Here is a 14,849-nt window from a genome sequence, read left to right as displayed (position 1 = left end):
AGTGGAAAAATATAATAAGTCAGGTCAACTTTCACCCAAATGTGCCAGCATCTTTTCCGGATGGTCCGTAAAGATTCCATGGACGCCGATTTTCTGCAGTTCTTCTGCGTAGCTCAGGTCATTGACTGTATAGACATAGACGATGGCGCCTTTTCGCAAAGCGTCCGTGGTCATTCTTCTGAAAGCCGATGGCAGGGAAACGTGGATCCGTTTCGTCCCAATGACACGTGCGTAATCGTAGACATCCACCAGCACTTCAAAGGTGAGGATGGCACTTTCCACCTGTTTTCCTTGGACGATAGACTGGATATCTTCGTGGTTAAAGGAAGATATCAGTACACGGTCTGTAAATCCGCGCTCGGCAGCAAGCTCGACCACTTTATCAGCTAATCCGTCATATGGAAAGACATCGGTCTTTAATTCGATATTCAGCCGATGGTTGGTTTCTTCAAAAATATCGAATACCTCATCCAAGGTCGGAATTTTTTCATCGCTCCATTCCTCGGAATACCAGGAACCGCAATCGAGCTCACGCAATTCTTTTAAGGTCATTTCTTTTACATAGCCTTTGCCATTTGTGGTGCGATTGACTTTTTCATCGTGAATAACAACAATTTCACCGTCTTTGGTTAAATGCACATCAATTTCGACACCTGTAATCGGCAATTCTGCCGCTGCGCGAAAGGCCACTAATGTATTTTCCGGATAGGCGCCTGAGCAACCTCTATGCGCGTAGATCTTCACAAAACCCCTCCTAAATATCTGTCCGTATTTCCCATAGTTCAGGGAAGAAGTATTGATCAAGAACTTTCTTCAAGTAATTGACTCCTGAAGAGCCTCCAGTTCCCTGCTTGAATCCAATCACACGTTCCACTGTCTTCATATGGCGGAACCGCCATTGCTGCAGCCAGTCTTCAATGTCCACTAATTTCTCTGCCAGCTGGTATAGCTCCCAATGGGTCTCCACGTCACGATAGATTGTTTTCCATGCGTCGCGCACGCTTTCATTGGATTCATAGACCATGCTGACATCCCGCTGCAGTATTTCTTCATCGATGGCAAAACCGCTTCTGGCCAGTTTTTGAATGGCTGCGTCGTAAAGGCCCGGCGCGTTGAATGCTTTTTCAAGTTCCACGTGAAGCGGCGCATCTTTTTCATAGATCTTCAGCACATGCTTGGTTTTGTAGCCAAGAGCAAATTCAATCATGCGGTACTGGTAAGATTGGAATCCACTGGCATTCCCCAAATCATCACGGAACTCCATGTATTCAGCAGGCGTCAATGTCGACAGCACATCCCAGCCTTGGATAATCTGCGATTGAATGCGCGATACCCGGGCCAATTGCTTGAACGCCGGCTGCAGGTCGTCTTTATTGATATTGTCGATGGCTGCCTGCAGTTCATGCAAAATCAGCTTCATCCACAGCTCGGATACTTGGTGGATGATGATGAATAGGGTTTCGTCATGATGGCCACTGACGCCGTCTTGGGCCGTCAACAGCTTATCCAAGTGCAAGTATTCACCATAGGTCATGCTTTCCTTAAAATCTGTGCGGATGTTTTTTTCGGCTGCTGCGGCGATATTCTGTCCATTTTCGTAGTTGTTCATCAAAGTTGCTCCGTTCAATCTCGGCTTGGTCTCTGCTGGTCTCGGTTGGTGCCTTTTCTGCAAACTATTGATTAAATCCAGAAAATTCGGGAATGTGCATAGTAATAAGTATAAGCTAAGGGAAAGGATGGAGTCGGATGATCTTCAATAAAAAAAATATAGTGATGCCTTTGCTGTTTTCTTCTGCTTTGCTGCTGGCCGCCTGTGGTGATGACGAACAAGTAACAGAACCTGTGGACAATGAAAGCCAGGAGCAGCCGGCCGATCCCGGAGGTACGGAAAATGCTTCTCCTGAAGGCGGATTGGACCAGGACAGTATCGGCGGTGAAACATTCGGTTTTACCGAGCTTGATGTCAATGTCGACTTTCCTGATATGGACGATATGATCGAAATCACTTACGAAGAAGACCGCGATAAAGTGGAAGCCGAATATAAAAACCAAATGACAGAAACAGACCTATCAGGAAATGATGCCATGGATGAAATTGAACCTGGACTCAGCCAATTGGAGCTGACAACGGATACGCCCGATGACGAAGCGATCACGCAAGTCATTGAAGCTTTTGGAATTGAAGACGGATTTACCGAAATCGAAATTGAAGTCCGGTATCCTGACGGTACAGACAAAGAATACAGACAAACCGGAAATTGATTCAGCATCCGGATAAACTCTCAGCTAGTGCTGCATGAAAATCCATTCGCATACCCGGCTTCCTGAGTCGGGCACAGGCGGATGGTTTTTTGTTAGACGGTTTCACGTTTCCAATAAGAAATGGTTTGTATCCGCTCAAATCCTGATTTTTCGTAGACATGAAGTGCTTTATTATCCGTTTCAACATCCAGCAAGACTTTCGCCAAACCCCGATCGGAAGCCAGATTCCGGCACCATTTCAAGAACAGTTTGCCATAGCCGCTGCCCTGCTGGTCAGGATGCACAGCAAAAGCCGTCACCCATAACGCTCCTTCTTCAGTCAGCAGCGTGGCAGTGGCAACCAGCTGGTTTTCTTTCTGAAGCAGCCAGATCTCCCTTTCCGGATCTACCATATTGTGCTGCAGAATCGGCAGGATCGTATCATCAAATGCCGCCCTCAGCAGCTCGGTCAGCGCTTCATCTGCCCCTTCGTAAGGAACAATTTCCAGTCCGTCAGGCAAAGGATTCCCGGGCAATGGTTCTGCAGAAAGAAGGATTTCATTGAAGTCTGGACCGTAGCCGATCTTTTCCATGAATGCAGCAATTTCGGCGTCGTCTGCAAAAGCCGCCAACTCGCTTTCAGCCTGGCGCTGCGACAAGGCGTGGGATACACCATCTGCTAAAGCCGTCCCAAGCGAAATTCTGCGGTAATCCGGATGGACAAACAGCGACCACTCGTAATGATGCAGCCCGACCATATCCGCCGCTGCGGCAAAGCCGATCAACTCTTCCTGACCCGTGTAGGCAATCACAGCAAAACCTCTTGCCTCCGCTGCTCTCCATAGGGATGGATGAAGGACCATTCTTTGCTGCTCCGGCAGTTCTTTCAGCAATTGCGCCATATCCCCCGCTGTTTGTTCATCTACCGGGAATGAAACGATTGATAACGATAAATCCATTGGGATGCCTCCTCAGTGTACGTTTAATATTCACTGGTTTCGAATTTCCAGTTGAATAAAATGCCTCTTTATTTTCATCGTATCATATAGCCCGCGGAATGTAAGCGATGGCGCGAAAAAAGCCAAGCCCATTTAGTTGGGCTTGGCTCTTCTTTATAATTTGGCGTCGGCCAGCATATTGGCGTAAATGCCGTCTTTACTCAATAATTGCTGCTGTGTACCGGATTCCACCAATTTCCCCATCTCCATGACCAAAACCAAATCGGCTTTTCGCACGGTATTCAACCGGTGGGCGATGACAAAGCTGGTGCGTCCCGCCATGAGCCGCTCCAACGCTTCCTGTATCTTCAGTTCGGTGACGGTATCGATGCTGCTCGTCGCTTCATCCAGCAACAGGATGACCGGGTCGGCAATCAAGGCGCGGGCAATCGACAGCAATTGCTTCTGGCCCTGGCTGATCATCGAACCGTCTCCGGTCAAGATGGTGTCGTAGCCATTCGGCAACTTTTCGATAAAGTCATGGGCGTTGGCGCCTTTTGCCGCCGCCATCACTTCTTCATCCGTAGCGTCCAATTTGCCGTAGCGGATATTGTCACTGACGGTCGCTTCGAAAAGGAACGGATCCTGCAGCACAAAAGCGATCTGTTTGCGCAATGTTTCGCGCGGCATGTCAGCAATCCGTGTGCCGTCCAGGCGGATTTCGCCTTCATCGGCATCGTAGAAGCGCGCCAATAACTGCATGATGGTCGTTTTCCCTGCACCGGTTGCCCCGACAAGCGCCACGGTTTGGCCAATGCCGACGGTAAAGCTGACATCGCGGATGGTCCAGTCTTCTTCCGCTCCTTCGTATTTAAAGGACACACGATCGAAGGCCACTTCGCCTTCCAATTTCTTTTCGACATTGAAGACCTGGTCATCCTTTTCTTCGGTCTCGCCCATAATGGAGAAAACCCGTTCAGCGCCGGCGATTGCGGACAGTACGGTATTGAATTGGTTGGCCAGGTCGTTCAGCGGACGTGTAAATTGCCGGGAGTACTCCGTAAAAATTACGATGACCCCGATCGATACAGAACCGTTGAGCGCCAGGATTCCCCCGACACCAGCCACAATTGCAAAACTGCCGTTATTGAGGAAGTTCATCACTTTTGGAATGAACCCGGCATAGGTCCATGCCCAGAATCCGGCATGCCGAAGCCGCTCGCTTTTTTCCCGGAACTCTTCCATAACCCGGGGCTCCTGCGAAAATGCTTTGATGATTTTTTGTCCTGAAATCGTTTCTTCGATCATCCCGTTCAATTCCCCAATGGCTTTCTGCTGCTCTTTATAGAGAGGGCCTGTGCGCTTGGTGATCCATTGAATGGAAATATACATGAGCGGAATGATGATTAAGGTCAACAAAGTCAATAACGGACTGAGTGTCAGCATGACAACAGCCGTACCGGTCAAAGTCAAAACGCTGGAGAACACTTGGATGAAAGACGTGTTTAATGTCGAAGAAACGTTTTCAATATCGTTCGTCATCCGGCTCATCAATTCCCCGTGCTGCCGCTTATCAAAAAAAGTCACCGGCAGCCGCTGGAGATGTGAAAAGAGCCGTGTCCGCATACGGTAAATCACTTGCTGGGCAATCCCCACCATCCAGAAATTCTGAAGATACAACGAAACAGAATGCCCAATGTACACGACAATCAGCCACAGCACCACGATTCCCATGCCAGTAAAGCTTTGGGGAACGATGTATTCATCTATGATGAAGCCGATTAAATACGGACCGAGCAATGCCAAAGCGGAGCTGACAAAAACAAGTGCCAATACCACGATCAGCAGGAAGCGCTGTTCATCGACCAGTTTCCAGATCTGCAGCAGCGTTGATTTCCAGTTTTCCGCCCGCTCCGTTTTCTTGTTTTTCTTTTTCTGCAAGTCTTCTTTCGTCAAGATCGGTTCATGGCCGAAAGGACGGCGAATGGCATCAAACATATTCATCAACCTCCTCTTCTTGCTGGGACATCGCAATCTGGCGATACAGTTCCGAACTCTTCATCAGCTCTTCATGTGTGCCGTAAGCCGAGATGACGCCATCTTCCAACAGCAAGATGCGGTCGGCTCTCATCGCCGTCCTGATTTTTTGCGTGACCATGAGCATCGTCGCCTCTTCCCGGTCCAGCTCTTCCCATAATGCCGCTTCGGTTTTAACATCCAATGCGCTTGTGCTGTCATCCAATATCAAAATCGACGGCTTACGGACCAATGCGCGCGCAATTGACAAGCGCTGTTTTTGGCCACCGGATAAATTGACGCCTTTTTGCCCGACGCGGGTAAAATAGCCTTTCGGAAAGCGTTCCACCGTTTCATGGATCTGCGCTTTGATCGCTGCATCGGCCAGTTCCTCCTGCACCACTTCATCTTTGCCCCACGATAGATTATTGGAAATGGTTCCTGTAAACAGAAGCGATTGCTGAGGCACGATGCCGATTGTTTTGCGTAATTCCCGCAGCGACCATTCTGTAACATCCCGGCCATGCACCGACACCGTTCCGCCGGTTGCATCATAGAACCGCGGAATCAGCTGCAGCAAGGACGATTTCCCCGCCCCCGTCGCTCCCATGATCGCCAGCTTTTCATTGGCTTTCAAATGGAAAGAGACGTTTTCCAGTACAGGGCGTGAGGTTTCCGGATAGGTGAATGAAACATTGTCGAAACGGATTTCACCGCGGCGGATGGCTCGACTTTCTCCAACTTCCTCTTTTTCACGGACATCTTCCGCCAGCAGCACTTCTTCAAGCCGCTCGGAAGAAGCTTTGGCACGGGCAAAAATCATGATGATGAAGGAAAACATGGAGAAAGCGCCCGTCATCCGCATCGCGTAGTTGACGATGGCGACCAATTCCCCAATCTGCGCTCCGCCGCTCCGGATTTCAAATGCCCCAAACCATAAAACGGCCAGCAAGGAAAGGTTCATGCCGAATAATAAAATGGGCAGGATAATTTCCATAATCCTGAATGCCTTCACTGTATCCACTTTTAAAGAATCAGCTACTTCAGCAAAGCGGTTGGTTTCATATTTGCCCCGCAGATAGGCTTTGATCAGGCGCACCGCCTGCAGATTTTCCTGAACGATCCGGTTGACCCGGTCCAGCCGTTTTTGGACAAACCCAAAATAGCTGACGCCTTTTTTGACCATGACATACAAAAAAATAAGCAGGAACGGAAAAACGATCACCAAATAGAAAGCCAGTTTCGGGTTGACGACAAATGCCATGACCATGCTTCCCACCACCAGCAAAGGAGCACGCAGCATAATCCGCAACCCCATATAAAGGACCTGCTGGACCAATGTGACGTCACTCGTCAACCGTGTAATCAGCCCGGAAGCCGGGAATTTATTGAACGTCGCCAATGAAAATGATTGGATCCGCCCGTAAAGGACTTGGCGCAGATCGAACGAGAAGCTTTGTGAGGCATGCGCCGCAAAATAGGAATTGACGATTCCGGAAACGAATGCGATGGCCGATAAAACCATCAGCACGATTCCCAGCTGAATGATGACGTCCCGGTCTCTTGCGACGATGCCTTGGTCGATGATGCTGGCGATGACAAGCGGCTGCATTAATTCAACCGTCAGTTCCAGAAGCATTAAAATCAACGCAATGACAATGTAAAATTTATATGGTTTGGCATACGAAAAAACTGTTTTCATGGGAGTGCCTCCTAAACGTTTCGAAACTCGAACCTTTGTATTGAATAGTATGCCATAATTTTCAGATATCGAATAGGGATTTCTGTTTTTGCGCAAAAAAGCGATGCCCCCTTAAGCGGCATCGCTGACAGAAAAATTATGGAGGCAAGACTTCAGAAATCAGCAAGCATCGTTTGCTTTGTCAGAGTTTACTCAGAAGACTGCGGCTGATGAGCCTGCCCTTTTTTCTTTTTCGGATTGCCGGCAAGCGACAGCCACGTGACGAACACCAGCATCAACAATGCACCGAGCAATTGAATCGGCGACAAGACCTGGCCAAACCAATATATGGAAATGACCATTGCCGTTAAAGGCTCAAGTGATGACAGGATACTGGTCTCAACGGCCGTGATATAGCGCATGCTGCTGAGGAACAGGACGAAAGCGGCTGTTCCGATGACGATGATTGCAAGGATGGCACCGATAACCGGCACTTCAGTCAGGATCGGCCATTCATCTGACAGAAAAATCGGGTTTACCAGTCCCAGGAAGATTCCGCCAAACAGCATCGACCATCCGACAACAAGCAAGACTCCCCATTCCTGCATCAGCCGCGCAGGATAGAGTGTATAAAATGTGAAAGCCAGCCCCACCAGGATTCCCCAGAAAAATGCTTCTCCACTGATGATCAGCTGATCGGGCCTGCCATTGGTCAGCAATAGGAATAAACCGGCTAAAGTGCCCAACATCCCAATAATCTGGTAGCTTGGCGGCATTTTTTTATGGGTGATGGAAACAAACAAGATTACATAAACAGGAGCCAAAAACTGCATCAATGTCGCCACTACGGCGTTGCTTGCTTCAATGGCCGCGACAAAACTGTACTGGACACCGAGCATTCCCAATATGGAGAAGATCAGCAAAGGCCGAACCCAATACTTGTTGCGGAAGACAGCTGTGATGCGGACGCCTTTCAGCTTCAGGAACCCCAGCAATAAAAGACCTGCCACGGTCAAACGAATGGTTAAAAGAAATGGCACAGAAATACCGTAAATTTCCATTGTCCATTCCATCAAGGGGCCTGTAGCTCCCCACAGCATGGCCCCGATCAATATCATGGAAATTCCTTTTAAACGCTTCATTTCTGCACTCCTTTCCATAGAAAAACCAATCCCGAGAGATTGGCCGGCAATTGATTAAAATGAAAGATTCAACATCAATCCTACATAAAAACTGAAGATGAACCCAATACTGAATAATAGCGACAGCCAGGCATTCAATTGACGGGAAAAGCTCAGCAGCATCAATGCCAACAAGAGCAAGCTCAGTCCCAACAACAGCGAGCCATTCAACGTCCAATCCATTCCTGCAGTGAGCGGAATGTATAAAGGTCCCGACAACTTTTCAATAAACCAGCCGGCGCCTTCAATCCGCAGCGTATCATTGACGTCATGAGGCGGCGCTTGCTTGCTCATAAAAGCAGTAAAGACAAAGACGATCAGCAGCAATATACTTTCAAGTTTCAGCCAGGCCTGCTGAAACACTTTCTGTTTGTTGAGAAATCCATTGATCAAAGCTGCCAGCAGTACTGGTATGATGCTTAGATGCTTCAGCAGCAGCAGCTGGCCATAAGGCAAAGCCCAGGAATTCGCATAATCGGCAGGAGCCACGAAAAAGAACATGATGATAATTCCGCTGGCAATAACCGACGCTACACAGAAAAAGGCAAATGGCGTGAACCACGACAGAAACCGGCGCCAATCCGTTCCTTCTTTTGCAAACCATGCGATATGGAGCAAAACTCCTGCCCACATTGCCATGAAGAGAATATGGATCGAATGAAGAGCAAATCCAGTCCACAGGTCAAGCGTCGAAATATGGCTGTAAAAACCGACAGTCAAGATGAGCAGGAACAAAAACAATGCCTGGATATTCCGGCTGCCTCCCAAATAGATCGACAAAGCTAAGATGATGCTGAGCAGCAAGGTGATCACCCATCCCTGCCCGATACGAAACCCGGTAATGGCATTTAGGTAAGACTCTCCCCAACCTTGGCCGCTCTGGAGAAATAAAGCCAATTCGTGGACCGGCAAAAATGACAGCAATACGATGCCTGCGGTGCTGAGCAGCAGCAGAACTTTGGAGACAGCCATCGGCGGTTTCCGGTCTTCTGGCACAAATTGAAGCACAATCGAGCCTGCCAAGTATGAAAAGGCAAGATACAGCAAGACATCAGCAAATGCAGTAAAAAATATCATTTCTTCTTCATCAGTAATTTATAGATTCCGTAGACAACCAACACCGCAACCAGTAAAAGCAGAACCGTCACAAGCAAATTCCCGCCTTCTTCAGTTTGAACTTCTGCTGCTTCTTCTGAAGGCACAACAATTGGCTCTGCCGGCTCTTCAGCCTTTTCAGTTGCCGTTGTTTCTGTTGCTGCTTCTTCCTCAGCTTCGATGGAGACACCGAAAGCAATTTCACCTTCGATCGGATGCCCATCTTCTCCGATGATATTCCAAAGAATGCGATACGATCCATTGGGCAAGGTTTCATTGAAATCCCCCAACATCGAATCATCCGTGATGGCAATGCTGTCGAATTCGAAAGAGTCGCTTTCTCCTTCAATGGTCATCGTGCTGCCTTCTTCAATTTTCGTTCCAAACACCAACTGGACTTCTTTTATAGCTTCCGTTACATTTTCGCCTTCTGCTGGCGTGGAAGACAACAAAGTTGTATGCGCTTGAACCGAAAAAGGTATAATTAATATTAGGAATAATAATACAATAAATTTGTTTAGCATCTTCTTACCTCTATTTTCATATGATTTAAGCCTATTCTCTCACGATTAACCACGAAAGGATAGTGAAAAATCCGTGAATTTCCTGTAGAGATTATTTTGAAAAGGATGACGATAGACCTTTTCTTCTTTATAATGAAAGTACACTACGGTTAAGGAGCGTCAAAGAATGAGTGAATTGCAAGGAAAACTGGCTGATAACCTCGTTTTTAACCATATCCCTTTCCCCATTATCATAATTGATAAAAACGGCTTTATTTCCTGGTGCAACCAGTATGCCGAGAACGTTTTTCAAATAAAATCTGAGGCGGTCAAAGGACTGCTTTCTCCTTATATGAATCCCGAAAAAGCAGCATTAAGCAAGCATTCGTGGGACAAATTATTACATACTGAGGAACCGGTAAGATTTGAAGATGTGGAAATAGAATTGGGCGATGGCATAAAAGCATATACAACAGTAGTAGCCAAATCCTATACTTCCGACAACGAACAGTTCGTCATGACGATCTATGAACTGGATGAAGCGGATGAAGAAGGCTCTGCTCCCAAAGAATTAAACCATTTACGAAACGGTTTGGATGACTCGTTCATGCTGCTTTATTTTGATCAGGAATTTCTGATCACCTATGCGAATCCCTTGTTTTTGAAATTGAGCAAGTGGACACCCAAACGGATATTAGGCAAACCTGTCTGGCATATGTTCGGAGACGGTGAAGCAGATGTCCAATTTGTCGATTCCATTCTGTCCACGTTAAGAGAAGGAAATGTCTGGAACGGCGAAGCGAAAAAAGTGAAAAAAGACGGCGAAATTTATTGGGTTGATTTGACAGCGATTCCTATGCAGCTGTCCAGCGATGACACGTACTATATCTTCCTGGAAAAAGACATCACAGCAAATAAGAATGCCCAAAAGCATCTAGAGGAGATTGCATTTATCGATCCTGTGACCGGTTTAAAAAATCGCCACCGCCTTGAGCAGGTAGTCAATGAATACATAGAGGAAGGCCGACACTTCTCTTTCATCTTCCTGAATATTGACCGCTTCTATACGCTGCGTGATGTTTCGGATACAGATACTGAAAACGAGCTGCTCATCGAATTCACCAAGCGCCTGCGGATGTACTTTTCCGATTCCATCATTACGCGCGCCGGTTTACACGAATTCGCTCTAGTGACGCCTTTGAGCAATTGGTTTATCGAAGGATTTCTCCCTTACCTGCAGCAACACCCGATCTATCTGAACGGGACAGCGGTACCTTTGACCATCAGTGGTGCCATCACCAAATATCCAGAAGATCAGCAAAGCTTCATGCATCTGATCAAAGCTTCCTATGCGACCATCAAAAAAGTAAAAGATCGTGGCGGCAGTGCTATTTCTGCGTTGACATCCGATGACCATGAACGGTTGAGCCGCAAAGCCCTTATCGAAAAACGGCTGATTTATGCATTGGACCGTAAGAATTTGCAACTTCTATACCAGCCGCAGGTCAATTTAAAAAATGGCAAAGTAGAACGCGTCGAAGCATTAGTGCGTTGGACCGATTCAGAAATCGGCATCGTTACACCTGATGAATTGATACCGATTGCAGAAGAAAATGGCCTGATCAATGAAATCGGCAGCTTTGTCATCGAAACAGCCTGCCTTCAATTAAAAGACTGGAAATCAAAAGATATCGATCTGCAGATCAGCATCAACTCCTCCATCCGTGAATTCAGGGATAAGGATATGGCAAAAATGCTGCTCGAGCAACTGAAGATCAATAATTGCGAGCCCAGTTCATTAATGATTGAAATCACTGAGAAGTTCGCTCTCGAAGCGGAAGCAGAACGTTCAATCATGGCACAAATGAAAACTCTTCACCAGCAAGGCATCAGCTTTGCATTAGATGACTTCGGAACTGGTTACGCTTCGTTCCGCTATATGCTTATGCTGCCAATTTCTTCATTAAAAATAGATCAAATGATTATACAATCCATCACCAAACAAGAAAAAATACAAAAGCTGATCAACGGCATGATTCAGTTCGGCAAATCACTCGACTTCCAAGTAACAGCAGAAGGCGTTGAGACAAATGAACAATTTGAACTCCTGCGCGCCATGGGCTGCGACAGCCTCCAAGGCTACATCATCGGTCACCCGATGACTGCAGAAGATTTAGAGAAATGGTTGGGGTAGACAGAAAAGCGGAAGCAGCCAACAGCAGAAGCTAACCTAAGAACGCGACTTCCTGTCGCAACGGTTAGCTGACCCGCATCCTGCGGGCCCGCGACAAGCGCTGGAAGCCTTACCGGTAATGGCGTTCTTTGCCATTGCTGGTAAGGCTGAAGCGACTCGAGCGGCTGGCTGCTGGAGCTGGACAAAGAAAACCGGAAGCGCCCGTGTAGCTCTGACAGGCAGACCGGCAGAGTGGCATGTTTTCAGCCGCTCAGCAGGGCTGACTTATGACCCAAAGAGCTGGGCGCTGGAGCTGGACAAAGAAAAGCGGAAGCGCCCAACAAAAGGAACGTAAGCTAAAAGCGCGACTTCCTGTCGCAACGCTTACATGATCCGCATCCCGTGGACTTATGACCCGAAGAGCTAGGCAATAAAAAAACGCAAAATAAAAATGGGTCTGACAAACAAGAATCACTCTTGTGTCAGGCCCATTTTTCTCTGTATTCTTCGTGCCTGCCGCTTAAAGTACAGCTGCATCAGCACTTCTGCAAAGACCAGTCCCATCGCAACAGCTCCAGAAATCATCAATGCTTCGGAAGCAAAAGCGATGGCTTCCAGGTAATTGTTTTCGACGATATTCCGCATGGCGTTGTACGCCTTGCTCCCCGGCACCAAAGGAATGATTCCCGCGATACTGAATATGATCATCGGCATCCGAAACTTCTTAGCCAGCAAATGAGCCACTATGGAGACGGCAAATGCTCCGGCAAAAGAAGCCTGAACCGAATCATCAAAGGCCAGAAAGAATGCGCGGTAGATGAGCCAGCCGCTCATGCCGACCAGCCCACAGCTGATCAAGGTGCGGCGCGGGGCATTGAATATGACGCCGAACGCGCCTGCTGCCAAAAAACTGAGAAATGCTTCCAATGGCCAGTTCATCTGATCTCCTCCTTAAAATGATAGGACCACAGCGACTCCTGCACCGATGGCAAATGCCGTCAAAAAAGCTTCGGCTCCCTTAGACAACCCGGATATAAAATACCCTGCCATCAAATCCCGTACCGCGTTGGTAATCAGCAATCCAGGAACCAGCGGCATAATGGAGCCAATGATCAATGTATCCAAATTTGTCGCGAATCCCGTATAGACAGCGATGGATGCGAGTATTGCGATTAAAAAAGCGCCGATGAATTCGGCAAAAATCTTTACCCGTGTTTCGGTCAGAATGGTATCCACAATGAAAAATCCAATTCCACCGATTACAAAAGGAAAAGGAATATTGCTCCAACTGCCGCCGAGTAAAATAAAAAAGCAGGCACTGGCCACCGAAGCGGCTAGGGTCTGCACCCATATACTAGTTCGATAATTAGTTTGGTCAATGATCATCATTTCATCATAAGCTTGTTGCAATGTATATTCACCGGCCACCAGCTTCCGCGAAACGGAATTGACAAGCGCCACCCGTTCCAGGTCGGTGCTCTGGTTATTGACTCGGACAAATCGTGTAGCCAGCTCTTCACTTGGAGAAAACATGATGCCTGTCGGTGTTACGAAGCAATGGGAGTTCACCATATTTTGTGATACAGCCATTCGGATCATCGTATCCTCCACACGGTAGGTTTCAGCTCCACTTTCCATCATGATTCTGCCAGCCAGTAAAAAACAATCCAACGCGAGTTCACGCCTGGTCTCTCCTATTTGCGCCACGTATGTCTCTCCTCTCGCTGTCGGTTTCTGTACTTATCATAACTCACATAGACAAAAAATTAAACGCCCCGACTCTTGGGGGCGTTTAATAAGCTTTACCGCATGCATATTCGTAATTATGGTTTCAATACGACTTTAGTACAATTGTCCTGATGATCATTAAAGATTTGATAGGCATCACTGGCATTTTCCAACGGCACAATATGCGAAATGATTTCGCGTGGATCAAATTCTCCATTTTCAATTTTCTCATAGAGCATCGGCATCAAGTGGATAACAGGAGCCTGCCCCATTTTCAAAGTAACATTTCGTTCGAACATATTTCCAAGCGGGAACATATTGTAAGTTAAACCATAAACGCCGGTTAATTGAATGGTCCCAAATTTGCTGACAGCATCTTTGGCGATATTAATGGCACTGAGTGTGCCGCCTTGCAGCATCAGCTTTTGCTGTGCAGCTTCTGCCGGTGATTTCTTGCCATCCATCCCAACACAATCGATGACGACATTTGCTCCGCCTTGCGTAATTTCGTGGATTAAAGCACCTGTATTGTCGTGTTTGCTGAAATCAACAATTTCTACATTGTTCATTTTTTTGGCAAGTTCCATCCGGTAAGGGATTTCATCCACCGCAATAACGCGGCTGGCCCCTTGCATCCAGGCAAATTTCTGTGTCATGAGCCCGATAGGACCGCATCCCAGAACGACTACCGTATCCCCTTTTTTTACACCGGCATTCTCAACACTCCACCAGGCGGTCGGCAAAACGTCTGATAGGAACAGGAGCGATTCATCCTCCAGTTCAGAGGATTCAGGAACTAAAAGAGGCATGAAATTTCCATAAGGCACACGCAGATACTCAGCCTGGCCGCCTGAATAATCGCCATAGCGCTCCGTCAAGCCGAAATATCCACCCGTATCAAAATGGGGATTATCATTCGAGTTGTCGCACTGGCTTTCCATTTCGTTGCTGCAGTAAAAACATTTGCCGCAGCTGACGTTGAACGGCAAGACGATGCGGTCGCCTTTTTTCACTTTGGTGACGTCTGGTCCGACTTCTTCAACAATCCCCATCGGTTCATGGCCAATGACCGTGTCTTTTGTTGTCGGCAATGCGCCTTGATAGATATGCAGATCTGTACCACAGATAGCGGTTGACGTTATTTTCACAATGATATCGTCTTTTTTCTGAATTTCCGGATCCTTGACATTTTTCACCTGCATATTCTTGGTTCCTTGGAACGTTACTGCTTTCATCGATACCCCTCCAATTGTAGTTTTCAGAATACTTTTCAGCTTCCCTTTTTCTGCTAAT

14 protein-coding genes are annotated in these 14,849 nt (G+C 47.3%); 3 read left to right on the top strand and 11 right to left on the bottom strand.

What is annotated here, in order from left to right:
* Positions 1–24: 24 nt before the first annotated feature.
* Both AC1MEO_RS16880 and kynA read right to left on the bottom strand, forming a co-directional pair.
* Positions 25–744 (bottom strand): glycerophosphodiester phosphodiesterase, encoded by a 720-nt coding sequence (locus tag AC1MEO_RS16880; protein ID WP_480332631.1) that lies wholly within the window; start codon positions 742–744, stop codon positions 25–27.
* A 10-nt stretch (positions 745–754) separates the two neighbouring features.
* Positions 755–1,609: a tryptophan 2,3-dioxygenase gene (gene kynA / locus AC1MEO_RS16875; protein ID WP_480332629.1), complete on the bottom strand. Its 855-nt coding sequence runs from the start codon at positions 1,607–1,609 to the stop codon at positions 755–757.
* A gap of 137 nt (positions 1,610–1,746) precedes the next feature.
* Between kynA and AC1MEO_RS16870 the strand changes: the two genes are divergently transcribed.
* Positions 1,747–2,262: a YusW family protein gene (locus tag AC1MEO_RS16870; RefSeq protein ID WP_480332627.1), complete on the top strand. Its 516-nt coding sequence runs from the start codon at positions 1,747–1,749 to the stop codon at positions 2,260–2,262.
* A 92-nt stretch (positions 2,263–2,354) separates the two neighbouring features.
* Here AC1MEO_RS16870 and AC1MEO_RS16865 read toward each other — a convergent pair whose 3' ends face one another.
* The 6 genes from AC1MEO_RS16865 to AC1MEO_RS16840 all read right to left on the bottom strand — a co-directional run bounded on the left by AC1MEO_RS16865 (position 2,355) and on the right by AC1MEO_RS16840 (position 9,676).
* Positions 2,355–3,200 carry a GNAT family N-acetyltransferase gene (locus tag AC1MEO_RS16865; protein ID WP_480332624.1) on the bottom strand — a complete coding sequence of 282 codons (846 nt, stop codon included), beginning with the start codon at positions 3,198–3,200 and terminating at the stop codon, positions 2,355–2,357.
* Positions 3,201–3,353: 153 nt separating this feature from the next.
* Positions 3,354–5,177, bottom strand: coding sequence for an ABC transporter ATP-binding protein (locus tag AC1MEO_RS16860; RefSeq protein WP_480332622.1), 1,824 nt, complete (start codon positions 5,175–5,177; stop codon positions 3,354–3,356).
* Positions 5,170–6,897 (bottom strand): ABC transporter ATP-binding protein, encoded by a 1,728-nt coding sequence (locus AC1MEO_RS16855; protein WP_480332620.1) that lies wholly within the window; start codon positions 6,895–6,897, stop codon positions 5,170–5,172. The genes AC1MEO_RS16860 and AC1MEO_RS16855 overlap by 8 nt, the downstream gene beginning before the upstream one ends.
* 188 nt (positions 6,898–7,085) lie before the next feature.
* A complete protein-coding gene (locus tag AC1MEO_RS16850; RefSeq protein WP_480332618.1) occupies positions 7,086–8,018 on the bottom strand; it encodes a DMT family transporter in 933 nt (310 codons plus the stop codon).
* 54 nt (positions 8,019–8,072) lie between these two features.
* Complete coding sequence (locus tag AC1MEO_RS16845) at positions 8,073–9,134, bottom strand: copper resistance D family protein (RefSeq protein WP_480332616.1); 1,062 nt, start codon at positions 9,132–9,134, stop codon at positions 8,073–8,075.
* Complete coding sequence (locus AC1MEO_RS16840) at positions 9,131–9,676, bottom strand: copper resistance CopC family protein (protein ID WP_480332614.1); 546 nt, start codon at positions 9,674–9,676, stop codon at positions 9,131–9,133. Before AC1MEO_RS16840 ends, AC1MEO_RS16845 begins: the two co-directional genes overlap by 4 nt.
* A gap of 166 nt (positions 9,677–9,842) precedes the next feature.
* On the opposite strand from AC1MEO_RS16840, the gene AC1MEO_RS16835 reads away from it, so the two are divergent.
* A complete protein-coding gene (locus tag AC1MEO_RS16835) occupies positions 9,843–11,849 on the top strand; it encodes a sensor domain-containing protein (protein ID WP_480332612.1) in 2,007 nt (668 codons plus the stop codon).
* Between the two features lie 118 nt (positions 11,850–11,967).
* A complete protein-coding gene (locus AC1MEO_RS16830; RefSeq protein ID WP_480332610.1) occupies positions 11,968–12,183 on the top strand; it encodes a hypothetical protein in 216 nt (71 codons plus the stop codon).
* Between the two features lie 116 nt (positions 12,184–12,299).
* On the opposite strand, the gene AC1MEO_RS16825 is transcribed toward AC1MEO_RS16830, so the two are convergent.
* The 3 genes from AC1MEO_RS16825 to AC1MEO_RS16815 form a co-directional block, all read right to left on the bottom strand.
* Complete coding sequence (locus tag AC1MEO_RS16825; protein ID WP_480332608.1) at positions 12,300–12,767, bottom strand: threonine/serine exporter family protein; 468 nt, start codon at positions 12,765–12,767, stop codon at positions 12,300–12,302.
* Between the two features lie 12 nt (positions 12,768–12,779).
* On the bottom strand, positions 12,780–13,535 hold the full coding sequence (locus AC1MEO_RS16820) for a threonine/serine exporter family protein (protein WP_480332606.1): 756 nt from the start codon (positions 13,533–13,535) through the stop codon (positions 12,780–12,782).
* Positions 13,536–13,651: 116 nt separating this feature from the next.
* Entirely contained in the window at positions 13,652–14,791 is a 1,140-nt protein-coding gene (locus tag AC1MEO_RS16815; protein ID WP_480332604.1) for a zinc-dependent alcohol dehydrogenase, read from the bottom strand.
* Positions 14,792–14,849: the final 58 nt, after the last annotated feature.

Source organism: Planococcus sp. BI3, assembly GCF_056680115.1.
The sequence above is the reverse complement of the archived record's forward strand: the minus strand, read 5'-3'. Positions and strand labels throughout refer to the sequence as shown.

Coding starts and splice junctions, on each gene's coding strand:
- kynA (WP_480332629.1), bottom strand. CDS start 1,609: ATGAACAACTACGAAAATGGACAGAATATCGCCGCAGCAGCCGAAAAA.
- AC1MEO_RS16870 (WP_480332627.1), top strand. CDS start 1,747: ATGATCTTCAATAAAAAAAATATAGTGATGCCTTTGCTGTTTTCTTCT.
- AC1MEO_RS16865 (WP_480332624.1), bottom strand. CDS start 3,200: ATGGATTTATCGTTATCAATCGTTTCATTCCCGGTAGATGAACAAACA.
- AC1MEO_RS16860 (WP_480332622.1), bottom strand. CDS start 5,177: ATGTTTGATGCCATTCGCCGTCCTTTCGGCCATGAACCGATCTTGACG.
- AC1MEO_RS16855 (WP_480332620.1), bottom strand. CDS start 6,897: ATGAAAACAGTTTTTTCGTATGCCAAACCATATAAATTTTACATTGTC.
- AC1MEO_RS16850 (WP_480332618.1), bottom strand. CDS start 8,018: ATGAAGCGTTTAAAAGGAATTTCCATGATATTGATCGGGGCCATGCTG.
- AC1MEO_RS16845 (WP_480332616.1), bottom strand. CDS start 9,134: ATGATATTTTTTACTGCATTTGCTGATGTCTTGCTGTATCTTGCCTTT.
- AC1MEO_RS16840 (WP_480332614.1), bottom strand. CDS start 9,676: ATGCTAAACAAATTTATTGTATTATTATTCCTAATATTAATTATACCT.
- AC1MEO_RS16835 (WP_480332612.1), top strand. CDS start 9,843: ATGAGTGAATTGCAAGGAAAACTGGCTGATAACCTCGTTTTTAACCAT.
- AC1MEO_RS16830 (WP_480332610.1), top strand. CDS start 11,968: ATGGCGTTCTTTGCCATTGCTGGTAAGGCTGAAGCGACTCGAGCGGCT.
- AC1MEO_RS16825 (WP_480332608.1), bottom strand. CDS start 12,767: ATGAACTGGCCATTGGAAGCATTTCTCAGTTTTTTGGCAGCAGGCGCG.
- AC1MEO_RS16815 (WP_480332604.1), bottom strand. CDS start 14,791: ATGAAAGCAGTAACGTTCCAAGGAACCAAGAATATGCAGGTGAAAAAT.